Origin of the sequence: uncultured Gelidibacter sp., assembly GCF_947500795.1 — a bacterium.
Taxonomy (GTDB): domain Bacteria; phylum Bacteroidota; class Bacteroidia; order Flavobacteriales; family Flavobacteriaceae; genus Gelidibacter.
On the sequence record NZ_CANMTE010000001.1, the window covers coordinates 997,452 to 1,013,274 of the forward strand.

The 15,823-nt window shown below is 38.2% G+C and carries 18 protein-coding genes; 11 read left to right on the forward strand and 7 right to left on the reverse strand.

Annotation, left to right across the window (positions count from 1 at the left end; genetic code table 11):
* Positions 1-149: 149 nt before the first annotated feature.
* The 3 genes from Q0947_RS04350 to Q0947_RS04360 all read right to left on the reverse strand — a co-directional run bounded on the left by Q0947_RS04350 (position 150) and on the right by Q0947_RS04360 (position 1,722).
* Positions 150-407 carry a hypothetical protein gene (locus tag Q0947_RS04350; RefSeq protein WP_299391993.1) on the reverse strand — a complete coding sequence of 86 codons (258 nt, stop codon included), beginning with the start codon at positions 405-407 and terminating at the stop codon, positions 150-152.
* Positions 408-639: 232 nt separating this feature from the next.
* Positions 640-1,014: a hypothetical protein gene (locus Q0947_RS04355; protein WP_299391998.1), complete on the reverse strand. Its 375-nt coding sequence runs from the start codon at positions 1,012-1,014 to the stop codon at positions 640-642.
* 144 nt (positions 1,015-1,158) lie between these two features.
* Positions 1,159-1,722, reverse strand: coding sequence for a DUF6642 family protein (locus Q0947_RS04360; protein WP_299392798.1), 564 nt, complete (start codon positions 1,720-1,722; stop codon positions 1,159-1,161).
* Positions 1,723-1,997: 275 nt separating this feature from the next.
* Between Q0947_RS04360 and Q0947_RS04365 the strand changes: the two genes are divergently transcribed.
* Both Q0947_RS04365 and Q0947_RS04370 read left to right on the forward strand, forming a co-directional pair.
* Positions 1,998-3,176, forward strand: a complete 1,179-nt coding sequence (locus Q0947_RS04365; protein WP_299392802.1) for a DUF5009 domain-containing protein — start codon at positions 1,998-2,000, stop codon at positions 3,174-3,176.
* Positions 3,177-3,453: 277 nt separating this feature from the next.
* Positions 3,454-4,371 (forward strand): DsbA family protein, encoded by a 918-nt coding sequence (locus tag Q0947_RS04370; protein ID WP_299392003.1) that lies wholly within the window; start codon positions 3,454-3,456, stop codon positions 4,369-4,371.
* A gap of 184 nt (positions 4,372-4,555) precedes the next feature.
* On the opposite strand, the gene Q0947_RS04375 is transcribed toward Q0947_RS04370, so the two are convergent.
* The gene (locus Q0947_RS04375) at positions 4,556-5,005 is read right to left on the reverse strand and encodes a universal stress protein (RefSeq protein ID WP_299392007.1); all 450 of its coding nucleotides are present in this window, start codon (positions 5,003-5,005) and stop codon (positions 4,556-4,558) included.
* A gap of 311 nt (positions 5,006-5,316) precedes the next feature.
* Between Q0947_RS04375 and Q0947_RS04380 the strand changes: the two genes are divergently transcribed.
* From Q0947_RS04380 to Q0947_RS04420, 9 genes are all read left to right on the forward strand, one after another.
* Positions 5,317-6,306 carry a DNA topoisomerase IB gene (locus tag Q0947_RS04380; protein ID WP_299392010.1) on the forward strand — a complete coding sequence of 330 codons (990 nt, stop codon included), beginning with the start codon at positions 5,317-5,319 and terminating at the stop codon, positions 6,304-6,306.
* A 632-nt stretch (positions 6,307-6,938) separates the two neighbouring features.
* Positions 6,939-7,241, forward strand: coding sequence for an urease subunit gamma (ureA, locus tag Q0947_RS04385; protein ID WP_133758448.1), 303 nt, complete (start codon positions 6,939-6,941; stop codon positions 7,239-7,241).
* A gap of 16 nt (positions 7,242-7,257) precedes the next feature.
* Positions 7,258-7,632 carry an urease subunit beta gene (locus Q0947_RS04390; RefSeq protein ID WP_299392022.1) on the forward strand — a complete coding sequence of 125 codons (375 nt, stop codon included), beginning with the start codon at positions 7,258-7,260 and terminating at the stop codon, positions 7,630-7,632.
* Positions 7,629-9,350: an urease subunit alpha gene (ureC, locus tag Q0947_RS04395; protein WP_299392027.1), complete on the forward strand. Its 1,722-nt coding sequence runs from the start codon at positions 7,629-7,631 to the stop codon at positions 9,348-9,350. Before Q0947_RS04390 ends, ureC begins: the two co-directional genes overlap by 4 nt.
* A 67-nt stretch (positions 9,351-9,417) precedes the next feature.
* A complete protein-coding gene (gene ureE / locus Q0947_RS04400; RefSeq protein ID WP_299392030.1) occupies positions 9,418-9,921 on the forward strand; it encodes an urease accessory protein UreE in 504 nt (167 codons plus the stop codon).
* Between the two features lie 5 nt (positions 9,922-9,926).
* A complete protein-coding gene (locus tag Q0947_RS04405) occupies positions 9,927-10,625 on the forward strand; it encodes an urease accessory protein UreF (RefSeq protein ID WP_133758452.1) in 699 nt (232 codons plus the stop codon).
* Positions 10,626-10,759: 134 nt separating this feature from the next.
* Positions 10,760-11,401 carry an urease accessory protein UreG gene (ureG, locus tag Q0947_RS04410; protein WP_299392037.1) on the forward strand — a complete coding sequence of 214 codons (642 nt, stop codon included), beginning with the start codon at positions 10,760-10,762 and terminating at the stop codon, positions 11,399-11,401.
* Positions 11,402-11,404: 3 nt separating this feature from the next.
* Positions 11,405-12,220 carry an urease accessory protein UreD gene (locus Q0947_RS04415; protein ID WP_299392041.1) on the forward strand — a complete coding sequence of 272 codons (816 nt, stop codon included), beginning with the start codon at positions 11,405-11,407 and terminating at the stop codon, positions 12,218-12,220.
* A 2-nt stretch (positions 12,221-12,222) separates the two neighbouring features.
* Positions 12,223-12,927, forward strand: a complete 705-nt coding sequence (locus tag Q0947_RS04420) for a hypothetical protein (RefSeq protein ID WP_299392046.1) — start codon at positions 12,223-12,225, stop codon at positions 12,925-12,927.
* Between the two features lie 78 nt (positions 12,928-13,005).
* Here Q0947_RS04420 and Q0947_RS04425 read toward each other — a convergent pair whose 3' ends face one another.
* The 3 genes from Q0947_RS04425 to Q0947_RS04435 all read right to left on the reverse strand — a co-directional run bounded on the left by Q0947_RS04425 (position 13,006) and on the right by Q0947_RS04435 (position 15,801).
* Positions 13,006-14,508 carry an aldehyde dehydrogenase family protein gene (locus tag Q0947_RS04425; RefSeq protein ID WP_299392049.1) on the reverse strand — a complete coding sequence of 501 codons (1,503 nt, stop codon included), beginning with the start codon at positions 14,506-14,508 and terminating at the stop codon, positions 13,006-13,008.
* 292 nt (positions 14,509-14,800) lie between these two features.
* Entirely contained in the window at positions 14,801-15,244 is a 444-nt protein-coding gene (locus tag Q0947_RS04430; protein WP_299392053.1) for a hypothetical protein, read from the reverse strand.
* A complete protein-coding gene (locus Q0947_RS04435; RefSeq protein ID WP_299392056.1) occupies positions 15,241-15,801 on the reverse strand; it encodes a hypothetical protein in 561 nt (186 codons plus the stop codon). The genes Q0947_RS04430 and Q0947_RS04435 overlap by 4 nt, the downstream gene beginning before the upstream one ends.
* Positions 15,802-15,823 lie beyond the last annotated feature (22 nt).

Here is a 15,823-nt window from a genome sequence, read left to right on the forward strand (position 1 = left end):
ATTGCCAAAGAACCCGTGCATGAATTTAAAACCTTTTTGAACGATAACATTTCCCGCTATTCCATATTGGATGCTGAAGGCAGAGTTAAAATCACTTCTGCCCAGCAAATGTAAGGCATTCTATACCAAGCACTATGAGAAATGGGGTGTTAAACACCCCAATACATAATTTCATTTCTGACTTCTGCAGTACTTCTTTTGGTACGCGTGGCAATATGAGATAACATTTTATCAAATTCACCTAAAAGGTAGTCGGTATCTCTTTCAGTTACATTGGGGTATTTACGCATAAAGTCATCCTTTATTTCCGCCCATTTTTTCTGCAAATCGCCAACGGGCTCTTTATTTGAACTGACGATTGTTTGGTAATCATCGTTTCTATCTGGATCTTTTGGTTTTGTGCTCATAACAGTTTTTTATTTAGAGAAAAGATAAGACATAAACCTCAGTCCGATTAACTCAATTGCTAATATTTTGAATCTATAAAATCCCTTAACCTTAATTTCATAGTTTGCAATCGAAACAAAGTAGGAACAAAATACCTAGAAACAAAAAACCCCATCTCATCAGATGGGGTTTCTATATCAAAGGTTGCAAATGCTTTAACAGGGTAACTGTAAATTCCTTTGATATTCTAGATTAATGATTCGGCCAGTTTATAATTTCGTCCACAACCTCATCCTGAGTCCTGTTGGTACGTTTAGCAATCTGGTCCGTTAGCGTATGAAATTCGCCCTCTCGAAAGTTGACATCCATATCCGTAAGGTTTGTATGACGTCTTCTATAATCGCTTTCAATATCCATCCATCGACTTTCAATATCGCGAGAGTCCATGCTACCTGAGCGGTCTCGTTGCTCTTCATTTTGCCTTCCGCCACGGTGTTCATCACGTGATGAATAATCTTGGTTTTGGTTTTGGCCTTGATTCTGGCTTTGGTTTTGGTTTTGATCGCGATCGTTTCCTTGCTGATCGTAGTCACGATCATAATTACGGTTATCATTGTTTGTGCTCATAACTTATTTTTTTAGAAATTATTAAATCCTTTATTCGAATTTATAACTTCTTCAAAAAGAAGAATGGCCCTAAATGGAGTAATAATTGCCCAATAAAAAGCGAGTGCCTTTTCTGTAAAAATTACTTTAAGAAATCCGAAACAATTAATAATACAATCTAAAATCGAGTAACTTACAGAGACTATAATGTTTTTGAAACAACTCCTCTACCACTTCCTTGAGGTCATCATTATCTTGATACAAACTAAAAAAGACCCTATCTAACGTACTTGCACTAGAAATTTCGCTGACGTCAACACCATAACCCGATATGGCTCGCGCACCTGTAACATCTAAAAAATACTGCGATTCTTCATCGGTAAGGTCCAGCATCTTTCTATTCGCAAAATGAATCACCTTTCCTTTCATTTTACCTTCAAAAAGTTCAGCGATTTCCTCCATACTATAATAATAGTCATTCAGACGAATAGTGTTTGGTTCCCCAGGCAATACAAGGTAGATAATTTCATAATCCTTAAAATTATGATCATCATAAAGCAACGTACTTAAACTCTCCTCCATACTTTCGATGGTATCACAAGCTTTGTAGATACTAGCAATACCTTGTCGCATAGCAATGTCTTCTAAAATTTTGACTACTTCAGTGGCATCAGAACTATCAACATCCGGAACGGCTTCGAGACAGAAAATAAACTTTTCGCTCTCCATGTAAATTGCTGCTTTCATTTTGCAAAATTCTTGCTTTTGATTGTGATTCACAACTATTTTGTTAACTCAAAAGATTTGTAGCAGGTGTTCAGAATTAGGAATTAAATTGTGAAAGGCCATATAAATCTTCACGTTCATATCATTATATCCATGTAAAAAATTATCTTCATCCTCGGTAACAATTAGAAACATCTAATATGTATATTTAGCATTAACCCCTATCAGAGTAGTACAAAAAAATATAACGACTTTAAACTTTCGGCTTGACCACTAATGTGAAATCAAATAGAATCCGCACTATAGATATCTTGCGAGCATTGACGATGTTCCTAATGATTTTTGTAAACGACATTTGGTCTTTAACAGGAATCCCGGTGTGGTTAGGCCATACCGAAGCCACTGAAGACGGGATGGGGTTTTCCGATGTCATATTTCCATTGTTCCTATTTATTGTTGGCTTATCAATTCCTTTGGCCATCAATATCCGACTTCAAAAAGGCGATTCCAAAATTAGCATTCTAGCCCATATTTGCGGACGAACAGCCGCTTTACTAATCATGGGATTTTACATGGTTAATTACGGTGTGATTTATGATACCGACATGCCAATAAATAAAAATATTTGGCAGATGATGATGGCTTTAGGAATCTTTCTCATCTGGATGGATTATAAGCGACTTCCCAAATTTAAGAAAGGTCTGGTTTGGGGCTTAAAATCCATTGGCGTGCTATTACTAATGTATTTAGCGTGGATTTATCAAGGTGGTCGTCCGCCACAATTAACAGGCATGCAAGTCCGATGGTGGGGAATTTTAGGCTTGATCGGTTGGGCATATTTGCTCAACAGTGCACTCTACCTCTACCTTGGACAAAGAGTCTGGTATCTTATCGTAATATTTTTAGGCTTGCTCTTTTTAAACATCCAAGAAAACCACTATTTTGAAAGTATTCCGGCATTTAAATTAGTCATCAGCGCCTCCAATCATGTGCTTATTATGTCAGGCGTACTTTGCACTATATTTTATCTGAAGTTTAATAAACATGCATTTCCTCAATTCCAATTTCTTTCCATAATCTTTGGATTAGGACTTCTTTTTATAGGCTTTGGTTTATTTTTAAGACCTGAATTTATTATCTCGAAAATCTTAGCGACACCTTCCTGGACATCCATTTGTATTGGCATTAGTTTAATTTCCTACGTTGCATTATATCTTCTTGTTGATGTATTAGGAATCTACAATTGGACTCAACCTATAAAGCCAGCGGGAACAAGCACACTAACATGTTACCTAATGCCTTTTTTCATCTATCCTATTATAGCGTTGACAGGATTTCAGTGGCCAACGCCATTAACAGATGGCCTCTTGGGCATACTAAAATCCTTATTATTTTCATTAGTCATCATTCTACTTGTAGGCGTTTTAGAAAAAAGAAACCTCCGATTAAAAATATAGTGGCATTGTAGAATATAACCCTCAACATCATCCTTATACAATGGTTTTTTAAAGGTCTTTGCCGAGCCCTTTCTACCTATCAAATTAAGGACATCGAAAGGTCATAAATAAATCTTAAATCGGCGCAATCATTATAAAACTTACCCTAAATTCAGTATCTTGAGGGGTTGAAATTTCAATACATTGTAAACCTATAAAAACGTAGGTATTACACTACATGTATTTTTAAAAACACTATAAGAATCATTAAACATCCAAGATTAAAACGATATATAAAATGGAAAAACAAACCAATCCGCTATTATGCGATATAGAAACCGGAATGTGTGAAACAACAGAAGGCACTACAGACACAGCACCTCAAAGCTCTGTAAAGTCTACTAAAAAATCAGTGAAAATTATTTACTATACTGATCCTATCTGTTCTTCTTGCTGGGGAATTGAGCCACAATTGCGTAAACTAAAGTTAGAATATGGTGATGCGGTTGAAATCGATTATAGAATGGGCGGTTTATTGCCAGATTGGAGCTACAACAGTGGCGGCATCGGAAAACCTTCAGATGTAGCACACCATTGGGACGAAGTGAGTGTTTATTACGACATGCCTATTGATGGCGATTTATGGTTAGAAGATCCTTTGGACTCCTCTTATCCACCATCCATTGCATTTAAGGCCGCACAAATGCAGGATCAGGACAAAGCAATTCTGTTTTTAAGAGAAATTAGAAAATTGGTATTTTTAGAAAAGAAAAATATTACCAAATGGGAACATATTGAAAATGCCGCTAAAAAAGCAGATCTTAATATAGACCAACTTAAGTCAGATTTTGAAGGTCCTGCAAAGGCATTATTTCAAGAAGATTTGACATTAGGAAGAGAATTGGGCGTGAGAGGATTTCCAACGATGTTCTTCTTGGATGAGGCCGGAAATAAAGAATTCGTTTACGGAACAAAACCGTATGTGTACTACGAAATGGCCATTCTAAAACTTAATCCTAATGTAAAGAAAAGCGAATACAGTAAAAACTGGGAAGCACTCTTCTCCACCTACCATTCGCTTACAGCAAAAGAGTTTTCGGAACTGTCTGGAACTCCTAGAGCCGAAAGCGAACAACAACTAAACGAACTATCCAACACAGGAGCATTGGAAAAATTGACTACGAAAAATGGTTCAATTTGGAGAATTGTCAACTAATCGATTCCTCAAAAGCAACTAATTTATAATGTCGTTGAGAGCAGTTGAAATTTTTAGGTTATAAAGGTTTCGACTGCGCTCAACCTGACATTTGCATTTAGCTGAAAGTGTCGTTAATCTATCGCTATCAACCTATTGATATATTACCCATTATTGGAGTTTATGGCTCTGAATGGCTGTCCTTCTATTTAACTTCCACTAAAGGAATCGCTAACAAAGGAATTTGAAGTTCATCAATCAAATCTTTTTTCTTGTTTTCAGTGAACAGTTCCAAAATCAAATTTCTCTTTTTATGACCCGCCACAATGAGGTCAATATTCTGCTCCTTAACAATCTTTTTTATCGACTTAACCATTGACCCTTCAATCAGGATACCTTCTGCTTGCACATTGTATTGAGCTACAACATCTAATGCTAATTGCTTGATCAATTCAGCGGATTTCTGATTGTCTTCTGTTCGTTTATCATAGATGTATTGAGGTCCCGCTTCACGACTCAGTAAATCTGTCGGGTTGGCTGCCGAAACATGGATGATCCAAATCTTGCCCCCAGTAAGCTTGGCAAGCTGCACCGCAGGAACGGTTAATTGATTGGCATATTTTGGACGGTCTACAGCGACAAGTATATTTTTCATAAAAATCTGATTTTAGTAAATTTAATCAAAATAAAACACATCCTTTTCAATTGGGCTGTGTAATTTAAAGATTACAGCTGCATTTGTCCATAGTACTCCGTTATCACCATCTTATAGCGTCTCATGTCAACTATTAGATGATGGTTGATAATTCAAACTTCCTACACTAAAGCAAAAAGGTGTCTTTCCAAAATCCATTTTATCTCCTACAGAATTTCATGAGTAACATTTATCATATTGATTAACAAATAGCTGAATAGAGAATCTACTCCTGATTTTATTAAGCTACTTTTAAATTAAAATACGTGGCTATGTATTACAGAAAAAAACGTGGAAAAGGGTTCACTTATCAAGACCAAAACGGTAAGACTATTACAGATTTGGATACCCGCAATTGGATAAAGTCGCTTGTGATCCCTCCAGCTTGGACTAAGGTTGAAATTTCAGAAAATAGAAAAGCTGATTTATTGGTTACTGGTCGCGATGATAAAGATCGAAAGCAATACATCTATCACCCCAAATACAGAGAACTGCAGAATTCCAAAAAATTCGACCGCATTATTGAATTCGCCGATCAATTAGAGCACATGCGCAGGGTTACGGGCCAACATCTTAGAAAGCGAAAACTGAACCGAGACAAAGTGATGGCTACGATGCTTAGGTTATTAGAATCGGCGTTTTTTAGACCTGGCTCTGAAACCTATTCCAAAGAAAATGCCACCTACGGGTTAACCACATTACGGCATAAACACCTCACTATAGATGGGGATGAAATTATATTCAAATACAGAGGAAAATCTGGCCAAGAACAAGAAAAACACATTATTGATAAAAAGTTAGCGGCCATCGTACAACAAATTGATGACATGCAGGGCTATGAGGTGTTCAAATACCTTGATGATGATGACAACATTATAGATGTAAAAAGTGATGACTTAAATGCCTATATACGCGAGGTCATGGGCGAGGATTTTTCCGCAAAGGATTTTAGAACGTGGGCCGGGACTATGATTGCCGCCATTGCTTTGGACGAATTGGGTGTTGTGGACAAGAAAGATCAGAAAGCATTAGATAAAAATATAAAAGAGGCCGTCAACCGTGTATCAGAACGCCTTGGTAATACGCCTTCCGTAGCCCGAAGTTCTTATATCGATCCAAGAATAATTGAAGATTATACGCAAGGCCGAACCTTGCAATATTTCGAAACAGAAATCACTCGATTGCTTAAGAAAGCCGAAAACCTATCCAAAGAAGAAATTGGTGTGTTATGTATGCTACGGAATCGCCTAAAAAAGAAGTGATTGCTTACTATTCCTCGCTCCTTCTTTCATCTCCAGAAAAACAATAGCCACAAACTTCTGGTGCATGATTCTGATTCAATCATCCAAAATAACATTCCCGAACCTCTACATTTCCATCAATACGCCTCCATCGCTATGAGGCCTATTAATTGTTTTTATTATCTAAACCTCTAAAATACAATTCAATTACGGTTAAATTCTTTCAACATAACATTCGTAAACTTAACATTATCATTAAATTTTAAATAAATAAGAACACATAACACTCATAAATGTGTTAAATTTGTTTCAATACAGCATTCAAAATATAATAGTTTATTGACAGGTTTGTGATTTCATACTTTCAAATCATATCACTAGTGCTATTTATTGGGTTGCTAACGCGAACCCATACACTACTGTCAATTCTACCTAAGAAACAGCTTTGCGATTTCGCACATTAGCTGTAGTCTGTATCGATATTTAGATATGGTTAATTTTTACTTGATCCAGTATGACACCTTAAACAACTAATAAACACTTAAGTCATTTTATCGATGACCTCACTAAGAGTAAAAGCTTAATTCAGATTCTAATACGATTAAAAGGATTCATTTAGCACCAATACACATTAACCCTTAAATATAGCACCTATGCATTTAACAGCTAGAGAAACAGAGAAACTTCTCATCTTCATGGCGGGTGAACTCGCCGAAAAACGCAAAGCTCGAGGCCTGAAATTAAACTACCCAGAATCTATAGCATTAATCAGCAACAGACTACAGGAAGCTGCACGAGATGGCAAATCCGTTGCCTCTTTAATGCAAGAAGGCGCCACCTATTTAACGCGAGATGATGTTATGGAAGGCGTTCCCGAAATGATTCACGATGTACAAATTGAAGCAACATTTCCCGACGGTACCAAGCTGGTAACCGTCCATAATCCTATTCGTTAACCTTAATTTATAAACTATGATACCAGGTGAATATATATTGAAGAAAGAAGATATTGTATGCAATCCCTTCCGAAAAGCTATCAAATTAAAGGTTATCAATAAGGGCGATAGACCGATTCAGGTTGGGTCCCACTATCACTTTTTTGAAGTGAATAGAGAGATGGAATTCGACCGTGAAAAGACGTTTGGCTACCGATTAAATATTCCATCAGGAACAGCCGTTCGTTTTGAACCGGGAGAAGCAACCAAAATAGAACTTATCAGTTTAGGCGGAAAACGCAACTCCTTCGGACTGAACAATCTTGCTATTGGAGACACCATGAATCCTCAAAACTTAAAGAGAGCAATGCTAAATGTAGAACGCGAATCCTTCAAAAACAAAAAGTCATGAGTTTTAAAATCGACAGAATTAAGTATGCCAATATGTACGGACCAACCGTTGGCGATAAAATAAGATTGGGAGACACCGAACTTTTTATTGAAATAGAAAAGGACTATACTTTCTATGGTGAGGAAAATAAATTTGGTGGCGGAAAAACGGTTCGTGATGGCATGGCGCAATCCAGTACAGCAACTCGTGATAGTGGCGTTTTGGATTTAGTGATTTTAAACTGCATTGTTTTAGACCACTGGGGAATTGTTAAAGGAGATATTGGTATTAAGGATGGTAAAATAGTGGGTGTCGGTAAAGCTGGAAACCCAGATACCATGGAAAATGTAGATCCAAACATGATTATTGGCGCCTCGACTGAAGTGCATGCTGGTGAAAATCTTATTGCGACTCCTGGAGGCATAGATACACACATCCATTTTCTTTCTCCACAACAAATTGAACACGCGCTTTTTAGCGGAATTACTACCATGATTGGTGGCGGAACAGGGCCCTTTGATGGCACCAACGCTACCACAGTAACACCTGGCGCTTGGAATATAGAACGAATGCTACAAGCTACAGATGATTTACCAATGAATTTAGGCTTCTTCGGAAAAGGAAACTGTTCATTTTTAGCACCTTTAAAAGAACAGGTGGAAGCAGGTGTTTTAGGGTTGAAGGTGCATGAAGACTGGGGAGCAACACCATCGGTAATTCACGCATCGTTACAAGTAGCAGATGAATATGATATTCAAATTGCTTTGCATTCTGACACTTTAAATGAAGCAGGATTTTTAGAAGATACTATGGACGCCATAAACGGTAGAACCATCCACACCTTCCATACCGAGGGCGCAGGCGGTGGCCACGCTCCAGACATTATTAAAGCAGCAATGTATCCGAATGTGTTGCCAGCATCAACAAATCCGACGCGACCTTTCACCAAAAACACGATTGATGAGCATTTAGATATGCTGATGGTGTGTCACCATTTAAGTAAAAACATTCCTGAGGATGTCGCTTTTGCTGATTCTAGAATTAGACCAGAAACTATTGCTGCTGAAGACCGACTTCACGATATGGGCGTTTTCAGTATTATGAGTTCCGACTCCCAAGCCATGGGACGTGTGGGTGAAACCATTTCAAGAACCTGGCAAACAGCTCATAAAAACAAGATTCAACAAGGTTTTTTGGAAGAGGACAAAAAAATGAAGGCAGATAATTTCCGTGCGAAACGTTATGTAGCGAAATACACCATCAACCCAGCAATTGCTCACGGTATTTCGCAACACGTTGGGTCTATTGAACCAGGTAAAATGGCCGATTTTGTATTATGGAAACCTGCCTTGTTTGGAGCCAAACCAGAAATGATTGTTAAAGGAGGTATGGCAATTGCCAGTAAAATGGGAGACCCAAACGGATCAATCCCTACACCACAACCTATTATGATGCGCCCAATGTTTGGCGCTCTAGGAGCTGCCGTACATAAAACCTGCGCCACTTTCGTATCTAAAGCCGCAATGAACAATAATATTAAAGAAAAATACGGACTCAAAAAACAATTATTCGCCGTTACCAATTGCAGAAGTATTTCTAAAAAGGATTTAATCCATAACGATAAAACACCTTTAATTGAAGTCAATCCAGAAACCTACGAAGTAAAAGTAGATGGCGTAAAAGTAACCTGCGACCCAATTGATGTGGTGCCTTTAGCACAACGTTATTTTTTATTTTAATAGGAATTTAAAGCTACGCAACGTCGCATAATCGTTGCGTATTTTTATTTTAAAACGAAATGCTCATATGCTTTGTAAAGAAGTTATTGGAAACATAGAATCTTACCCCATAGGAAACAAAACGGTAGACACACTACATCTGGAATGGTTTGAAATGACCAAACGCATCATGCGGAAAAGAACAGAACATGGTCGCGAGGTGGCGATCAAATTCCTAAAGGAAGGACAGCGGCTTCACCAAGGGGATATTCTTTTGGAGGATGATACAAGTGTGGTGGTTGTAGATGTGTTGCCTTGCGATAGCATTCAGGTAACACCAAGAAATATTGTGGAAATGGGTACGGTTTGTTATGAAATAGGAAACAAGCACTTGCCTATTTTTATTCAAGAGGAGAAAGTTTTGGTTCCTTATGAAAAACCTTTGGAACGTCTGCTGGAAGCGACAGGTTATATCGTAGAGAAGAGACATTGCAAACTGTTGAACATGTTAAAAGCCAACGTTGGCCATTCGCATGCAAGTGATACACCTTCCCTATTTTCAAGAATTTTAGACCTCACCACAAAACAATAATGAATATGACACACAACAAACAAAGGGTTCTATTGGAGTTGCTGCATATTTCAGATCCGACGTTGCCAATTGGTGGGTATTCGCATTCCAACGGATTGGAAACCTATATTCAGCAAAAAGTGGTGAAGGATGTGGACACAACGCGTGAATTTGTAGAAAATATGCTCATTTATAATTACAAATACAATGATGGGCTTTTTGTCCGTGATGCATTTAAATACGGAACAGAACAAAATCTAGAAGCACTTTTAGAGTTGGACAACGAGTCGCACGCCTTAAAAACACCTATGGAAGTCCGTGATGGCAGTTCAAAATTAGGCATGCGATTGCTTAAAATTTACGTGCGGCTACACGATTATGAATTGATGCATTCCTTTTTCGAAAAAGTGAAAAACAAAGAAACTCCTGGCCACTATGCAATAGTTTTCGGAATGATTACCGCTCTTTTAGGTGCTGAAATCAAATCGGTACTCAGTGCATTTTATTACAACGCCGCGGTTAATATGGTGACGAATAGTGTAAAAATGGTCCCCTTGGGGCAAATGGATGGACAGGAAATCTTGTACAACATGCACGATTTAATTGCCACCCTTGTGGACGACACCTTAACCTTAGACGAAGAGATGCGCGGCTTATGCAACCCAGCATTTGACATCAGATGCATGCAACACGAAACCTTGTATTCACGACTCTATATGTCTTAAAAAAGGGATTAGGTATGAGGTGCTAGGTGTTAGGTATGAGGAATGAGGAATGAGGAATGAGGAATGAGGTCAAGATTTAAGAAGTACAACTATTTACAAAATGGATTTTAAAGTAAATAAAAACAAAATATAAAATGTCAGAGAGAACATATATAAAAATAGGAGTAGCCGGACCTGTAGGCTCAGGGAAAACCGCTTTAATTGAAAAATTATCCCATAAAATAGCTAAAGACTATAGTATCGGTGTCATCACCAATGATATTTACACAAAGGAAGATGCGGAATACTTAACAAAAAACTCCTTATTACCAGCCGATCGTATTATTGGTGTCGAAACGGGTGGCTGTCCGCATACAGCCATTCGGGAAGATGCAAGTATGAATTTAGAGGCTGTAGATGAGATGGTCAACCGTCACCCAGAAATAGAAATTGTTTTTATCGAAAGCGGCGGAGATAACCTATCGGCAACCTTCAGTCCAAATTTAGCAGATGTCACCATTTTTGTGATTTCAGTGGCTGAAGGCGAGAAAATTCCACGAAAAGGAGGCCCCGGAATTACACGCTCCGATTTATTGGTTATTAACAAAACAGATTTAGCACCATATGTCAATGCGGATCTTGAAGTAATGCGTGCCGATTCCAGCAGAATGCGCCAAGGGGCACCTTTCGTCTTTACCGATTTGATGAGAGGCGACGGATTAGAAGATGTCATCAATTGGATTAAAAAATACGCCTTAATTGAAGAAGAAGCTCCAGAACCAGCATTACAATATTAAGGTATGGGGCAATACAGTATTGAAACCGGCTTGTACCAAGAGCGCACCATTTTAAAGGACACCTATTTTACGCCGCCATTTAACGTGGTTGAAATTCGTGAGGATAAAACCAACCCTTTAATGGAAGTGATGATTATGAGCTCTTCACCAGGCTTTTTTAATCTGGATGATTATAAAATTGAAATAAACGTTAAGACCAATACCTTGCTAAATCTACAAACACAATCCTACCAACGGGTGTACGACACGCCTGATGGCGCACGACAGGAAATGAAGGTAGTTATTGAAGAACATGCTTACTTCAGCCATGTGCCACATCCTTCCGTACCACATAAAGGCGCTATTTTTGAAAGTAAAAACAACATTAATCTCGCTAAAAACAGTGTGCTTATTTGGGGAGAAATATTGGCCTGTGGCCGAAAGCTTAATGGCGAATCCTTCGCTTTTACGAAATATAGCAGTCTGACGGAAATTTATCGCGAAGGGAAATTATTTTATAAAGACAATTTATATCTAAAACCATCTGCCGTAGATTTTAAGACCCTTGGACAATATGAAACGTTCACCTACCAAGCCAATTTTGTAAGTATTGATCCCTTTCATTCAGCAAAAGAACGGATGGCATTTATATCCACAGTGTTGGCCGAGGAAGAAGATATTCTATTTGGAGTATCACAACTTTCAGAAGACGCTTGCGCTTTAAGAGTTTTGGGTAATTCCGGAGAACAGCTTTTTTCAGCCTTAAAAAAAATTCAAAAACAATTAGACAAACACGCAAACGCTCTACGCAAAAAGGAAATAGAGCTCAAGTTAGTATAAGAATGGAATCAGAATTAAATGTATTATTAATGGCCGCTATATCCATTAGCGTGCTTCATACCTTAACAGGGCCAGATCATTATATCCCTTTTATTGCCATAGGAAAAGCTAAAAATTGGACCCTCAGACGCACTATTTTTTGGACTGTCGTTTGTGGCACTGGCCATGTCATGAGTTCCGTGCTCTTGGCTTTGGGAGGTGTGGCTCTAGGATTTTCATTAAACAAACTGACCTGGTTTGAAGAAGTAAGAGGCGGTTGGGCTGCCTGGGCATTATTCCTATTTGGAATTGTCTTTCTATTAATTGGAATATATCAAGTTTATAGAAATAAAAAACACAAACATTTTGACGTGTATGATAGTGGCGATGTGTATGTATATGAGCATAAACACGGTCAGGGACCAGTCATGCCAACGGAACGACGCAAAGTAACGCCATGGGTCATGTTCATCATCTTTTTGTTGGGACCTTGTGAACCTATGATTCCCCTACTTACCTATCCTGCCATTATGAATTCTACTTATGGCATTTATCTTATTACTGGGGTCTTTTTATTCTTCACCTTATTAATGATGGTAATGATGGTGGTTTTAGGGCATTATGGATTTAAATTAATAAAAACAGATTTCTTCGAAAAATATATGACTGCCATAGCAGGCGCAACGATTGCCATCTGTGGCGCAGGAATGATTTTCTTAGGTTGGTAGACACCAACATCAATGAAACAACAAAACCCCAGCATCTGCTGGGGTTTTGTATTATAAACTTATCTGATCAAGTTTTGACTAAAAGAATCCCATAGGTTTCTTGTCGTAAGAGATCAACATGTTTTTTACAACACGGTAATGATCTAAAGCCATTTTATGGTTTTCACGACCAAATCCTGATTCTTTCACACCACCAAAAGGAGCGTGAGCAGGATACGTATGGTATTGGTTTACCCAAACTCTACCAGCTTGGATAGCACGTGGAACTTGGTATAATTCGTGAGCGTCACGAGACCAAACACCAGCACCTAATCCGTAAGGCGTATCGTTTGCTATAGCGATAGCTTCTTCAGTAGAACTGAATGTTGTTAAAGCTACTACTGGGCCAAAAATTTCTTCCTGGAACACACGCATGTTGTTATCACCTTTTAATACGGTAGGTTGGATGTAATATCCTTCAGAAAGTTCACCTTCGTAGTTACCAGCGTCACCACCAGCTAATACTTCAGCGCCTTCTTCTTTACCAATATTGATGTAGCCTAAGATTTTTTCGTATTGTGCTTTCGACACTTGAGAACCAATCATTGTTTCAGGATCTAATGGGTTTCCTGTTTTAATTTTTCTCAAACGTTCTTGCATTCTTACGATGAAATCGTCAGCAATATCTTCGTGCACTAAAATACGCGTTGGGGCTGTACAAATCTCACCTTGGTTAAGTGCGAACATTAACGCGCCTTCAATAGCTTTGCTATAGAATTCATCGTCTTGATCGGCTACCGATGGGAAGAAAATGTTAGGAGATTTACCACCCAATTCCATGGTTACAGGAATGATGTTTTCTGCTGCGTTATGCAAAACTTTACGACCAGTTTCTGTAGAACCTGTGAAAGAAAGTTTAGCAATACGCTTAGATGTAGCTAATGCTGCACCAGCTTCTGCACCAAATCCAGTGACGATGTTCAATACACCTGCTGGTAAAATATCACCAATAAGTTCCATTAAAGCAATAACACTAGTCGGCGTTTGCTCTGCTGGTTTTACAACCGCTGTACAACCTGCCGCCAATGCTGGAGCAATTTTCCAAGCTAACATTAACATTGGGAAATTCCAAGGGATGATTTCACCAACCACACCAATAGGTTCGTGCAATACGATACTTACGGTATCTTTATCGTGTTCAGAAATTGATCCTTCGTCTGCACGGATAACACCTGCGAAATAACGGAAGTGATCAATACAGTAAGGGATATCTGCTGCACGTGACTCACGGATTGGTTTACCGTTGTCAATAGTTTCTAAAGTTGCAAGGTATTCGAAGTTGTCTTCCATTACCTGAGCGATTTTCAATAACGCATTACTACGTTCTGTAGCGGAAGAGGTGCTCCAAGATGGGAACGCTTCGTGAGCTGCATCTAGCGCAAGATCAATATCTTCTTGTGTTGAGCGTGCTGCTTGAGTGAATACTTTACCGTCTACTGGAGATACATTATCGAAATACTGACCTTTTACAGGTGCTACGAACTTACCACCAATAAAGTTCCCGTATCTTTCTTTGAATACAGGTTTTGTTACATTTGCCATAATTATATAGTTTTAATTTTAATTCTTGATTTATGCTTGCAAAACAACCGTTGTGTAATTACACTGCAAATGTATGTCGGCTTCTCTCCCTTCTATTTATTGATACGGTTCAATAACTTATGAAAAAAGTTCAATGTGAATAAAAGCAAAATAAAATTACCTTGAAATAGATACAAAATACTGTTTTTCAGATACTTAATTGATAAGCAAAATATTTAAGGATGTTTTATGGACTTTATGTGGACTAATAAAAGAGCGGTATCGTAAAGGAGCTCAGAGGTTTAATTAACCATTATGCTTTCGTGTTTAGTATCTTTTTTCTTAATACCATAACGCTGCTTTTAATTTTAGCATTACGCAGCAATAGGTCATAGAATCCCATAGTTGCAAGCAATGAAATAAAGGCTAAGGCACCAAGTGCTCCACCAAAACCTTCGAAGAAATGGCTCTTGTTCATATAGATTAAACTAAAGATAGTTCCAGCAACAGCCAAACGGAAATAGCCCACCTTCAGTTTAGAAGAAACCATCCCAATAAAAGAGGTCCCGAAAAACACTACAGGAATGTTTTTTGTTAGATATGCGTTTAACAGCTCCGGACACCAATAAAAAAACAACGCCACAACTAATGATAGTAAGGCTGATGATCTTACGGTACTCCACTTAAACTGTTGACTGGCATAAAAGGTTAGTATGCCCCCAAGGATTCCAAAAATGACAATTACGAAAATATTCATGAGATCCAATTGATTAATGCGACGACAACAACACCTCCAAAAGCAATGGTTCCCAGCTTCCCTCCCATGCCCACAAATAAATTTTTAGAAAGCATATAAAATAGTCCGGATACAAGTCCGCCAGCTATTACAAGATAAATTGAAGGGGCTATTTCTAAGCTGGACATGCCCACAAAAACACCACAGTAAATGGCAATGGGTACTTTTGAAAAATATTCAGATTCTTTATTTATAAGCGGGATAAATGAAGCCAAAACCCCAATCATTGTCGCAGAAATGACACTTCCCAAATCCGTAGAACTATGTAACAGATAACACATCACGGCTCCAATGGGCACCCAAATGGCTACTGAAAACCGTTCATATTCGTAATCTTCATGATGCAAATCCAGGTACTTGTAGCCAAACAATAAGGTCAATATAATAAGGACGAGCGATACAATTGCTGCAAAATTGCCTGCATCATATTTCTCTTTTGCAATCATGGTCAAAAATATAATTTGAACAATCACAACAGTAATAATCATAAAAAACCTTGCGGCTTTATGTCTTTTCATGGGGAATAATTAACTAAAAAGG

Excerpts from the sequence above, each read along its gene's own strand:
- Q0947_RS04350 (WP_299391993.1), bottom strand. The coding sequence starts at position 407 with ATGAGCACAAAACCAAAAGATCCAGATAGAAACGATGATTACCAAACA.
- Q0947_RS04355 (WP_299391998.1), bottom strand. The coding sequence starts at position 1,014 with ATGAGCACAAACAATGATAACCGTAATTATGATCGTGACTACGATCAG.
- Q0947_RS04360 (WP_299392798.1), bottom strand. The coding sequence starts at position 1,722 with ATGGAGAGCGAAAAGTTTATTTTCTGTCTCGAAGCCGTTCCGGATGTT.
- Q0947_RS04370 (WP_299392003.1), top strand. The coding sequence starts at position 3,454 with ATGGAAAAACAAACCAATCCGCTATTATGCGATATAGAAACCGGAATG.
- Q0947_RS04375 (WP_299392007.1), bottom strand. The coding sequence starts at position 5,005 with ATGAAAAATATACTTGTCGCTGTAGACCGTCCAAAATATGCCAATCAA.
- Q0947_RS04380 (WP_299392010.1), top strand. The coding sequence starts at position 5,317 with ATGTATTACAGAAAAAAACGTGGAAAAGGGTTCACTTATCAAGACCAA.
- ureA (WP_133758448.1), top strand. The coding sequence starts at position 6,939 with ATGCATTTAACAGCTAGAGAAACAGAGAAACTTCTCATCTTCATGGCG.
- Q0947_RS04390 (WP_299392022.1), top strand. The coding sequence starts at position 7,258 with ATGATACCAGGTGAATATATATTGAAGAAAGAAGATATTGTATGCAAT.
- ureC (WP_299392027.1), top strand. The coding sequence starts at position 7,629 with ATGAGTTTTAAAATCGACAGAATTAAGTATGCCAATATGTACGGACCA.
- ureE (WP_299392030.1), top strand. The coding sequence starts at position 9,418 with ATGCTTTGTAAAGAAGTTATTGGAAACATAGAATCTTACCCCATAGGA.
- Q0947_RS04405 (WP_133758452.1), top strand. The coding sequence starts at position 9,927 with ATGACACACAACAAACAAAGGGTTCTATTGGAGTTGCTGCATATTTCA.
- ureG (WP_299392037.1), top strand. The coding sequence starts at position 10,760 with ATGTCAGAGAGAACATATATAAAAATAGGAGTAGCCGGACCTGTAGGC.
- Q0947_RS04415 (WP_299392041.1), top strand. The coding sequence starts at position 11,405 with ATGGGGCAATACAGTATTGAAACCGGCTTGTACCAAGAGCGCACCATT.
- Q0947_RS04420 (WP_299392046.1), top strand. The coding sequence starts at position 12,223 with ATGGAATCAGAATTAAATGTATTATTAATGGCCGCTATATCCATTAGC.
- Q0947_RS04425 (WP_299392049.1), bottom strand. The coding sequence starts at position 14,508 with ATGGCAAATGTAACAAAACCTGTATTCAAAGAAAGATACGGGAACTTT.
- Q0947_RS04430 (WP_299392053.1), bottom strand. The coding sequence starts at position 15,244 with ATGAATATTTTCGTAATTGTCATTTTTGGAATCCTTGGGGGCATACTA.
- Q0947_RS04435 (WP_299392056.1), bottom strand. The coding sequence starts at position 15,801 with ATGAAAAGACATAAAGCCGCAAGGTTTTTTATGATTATTACTGTTGTG.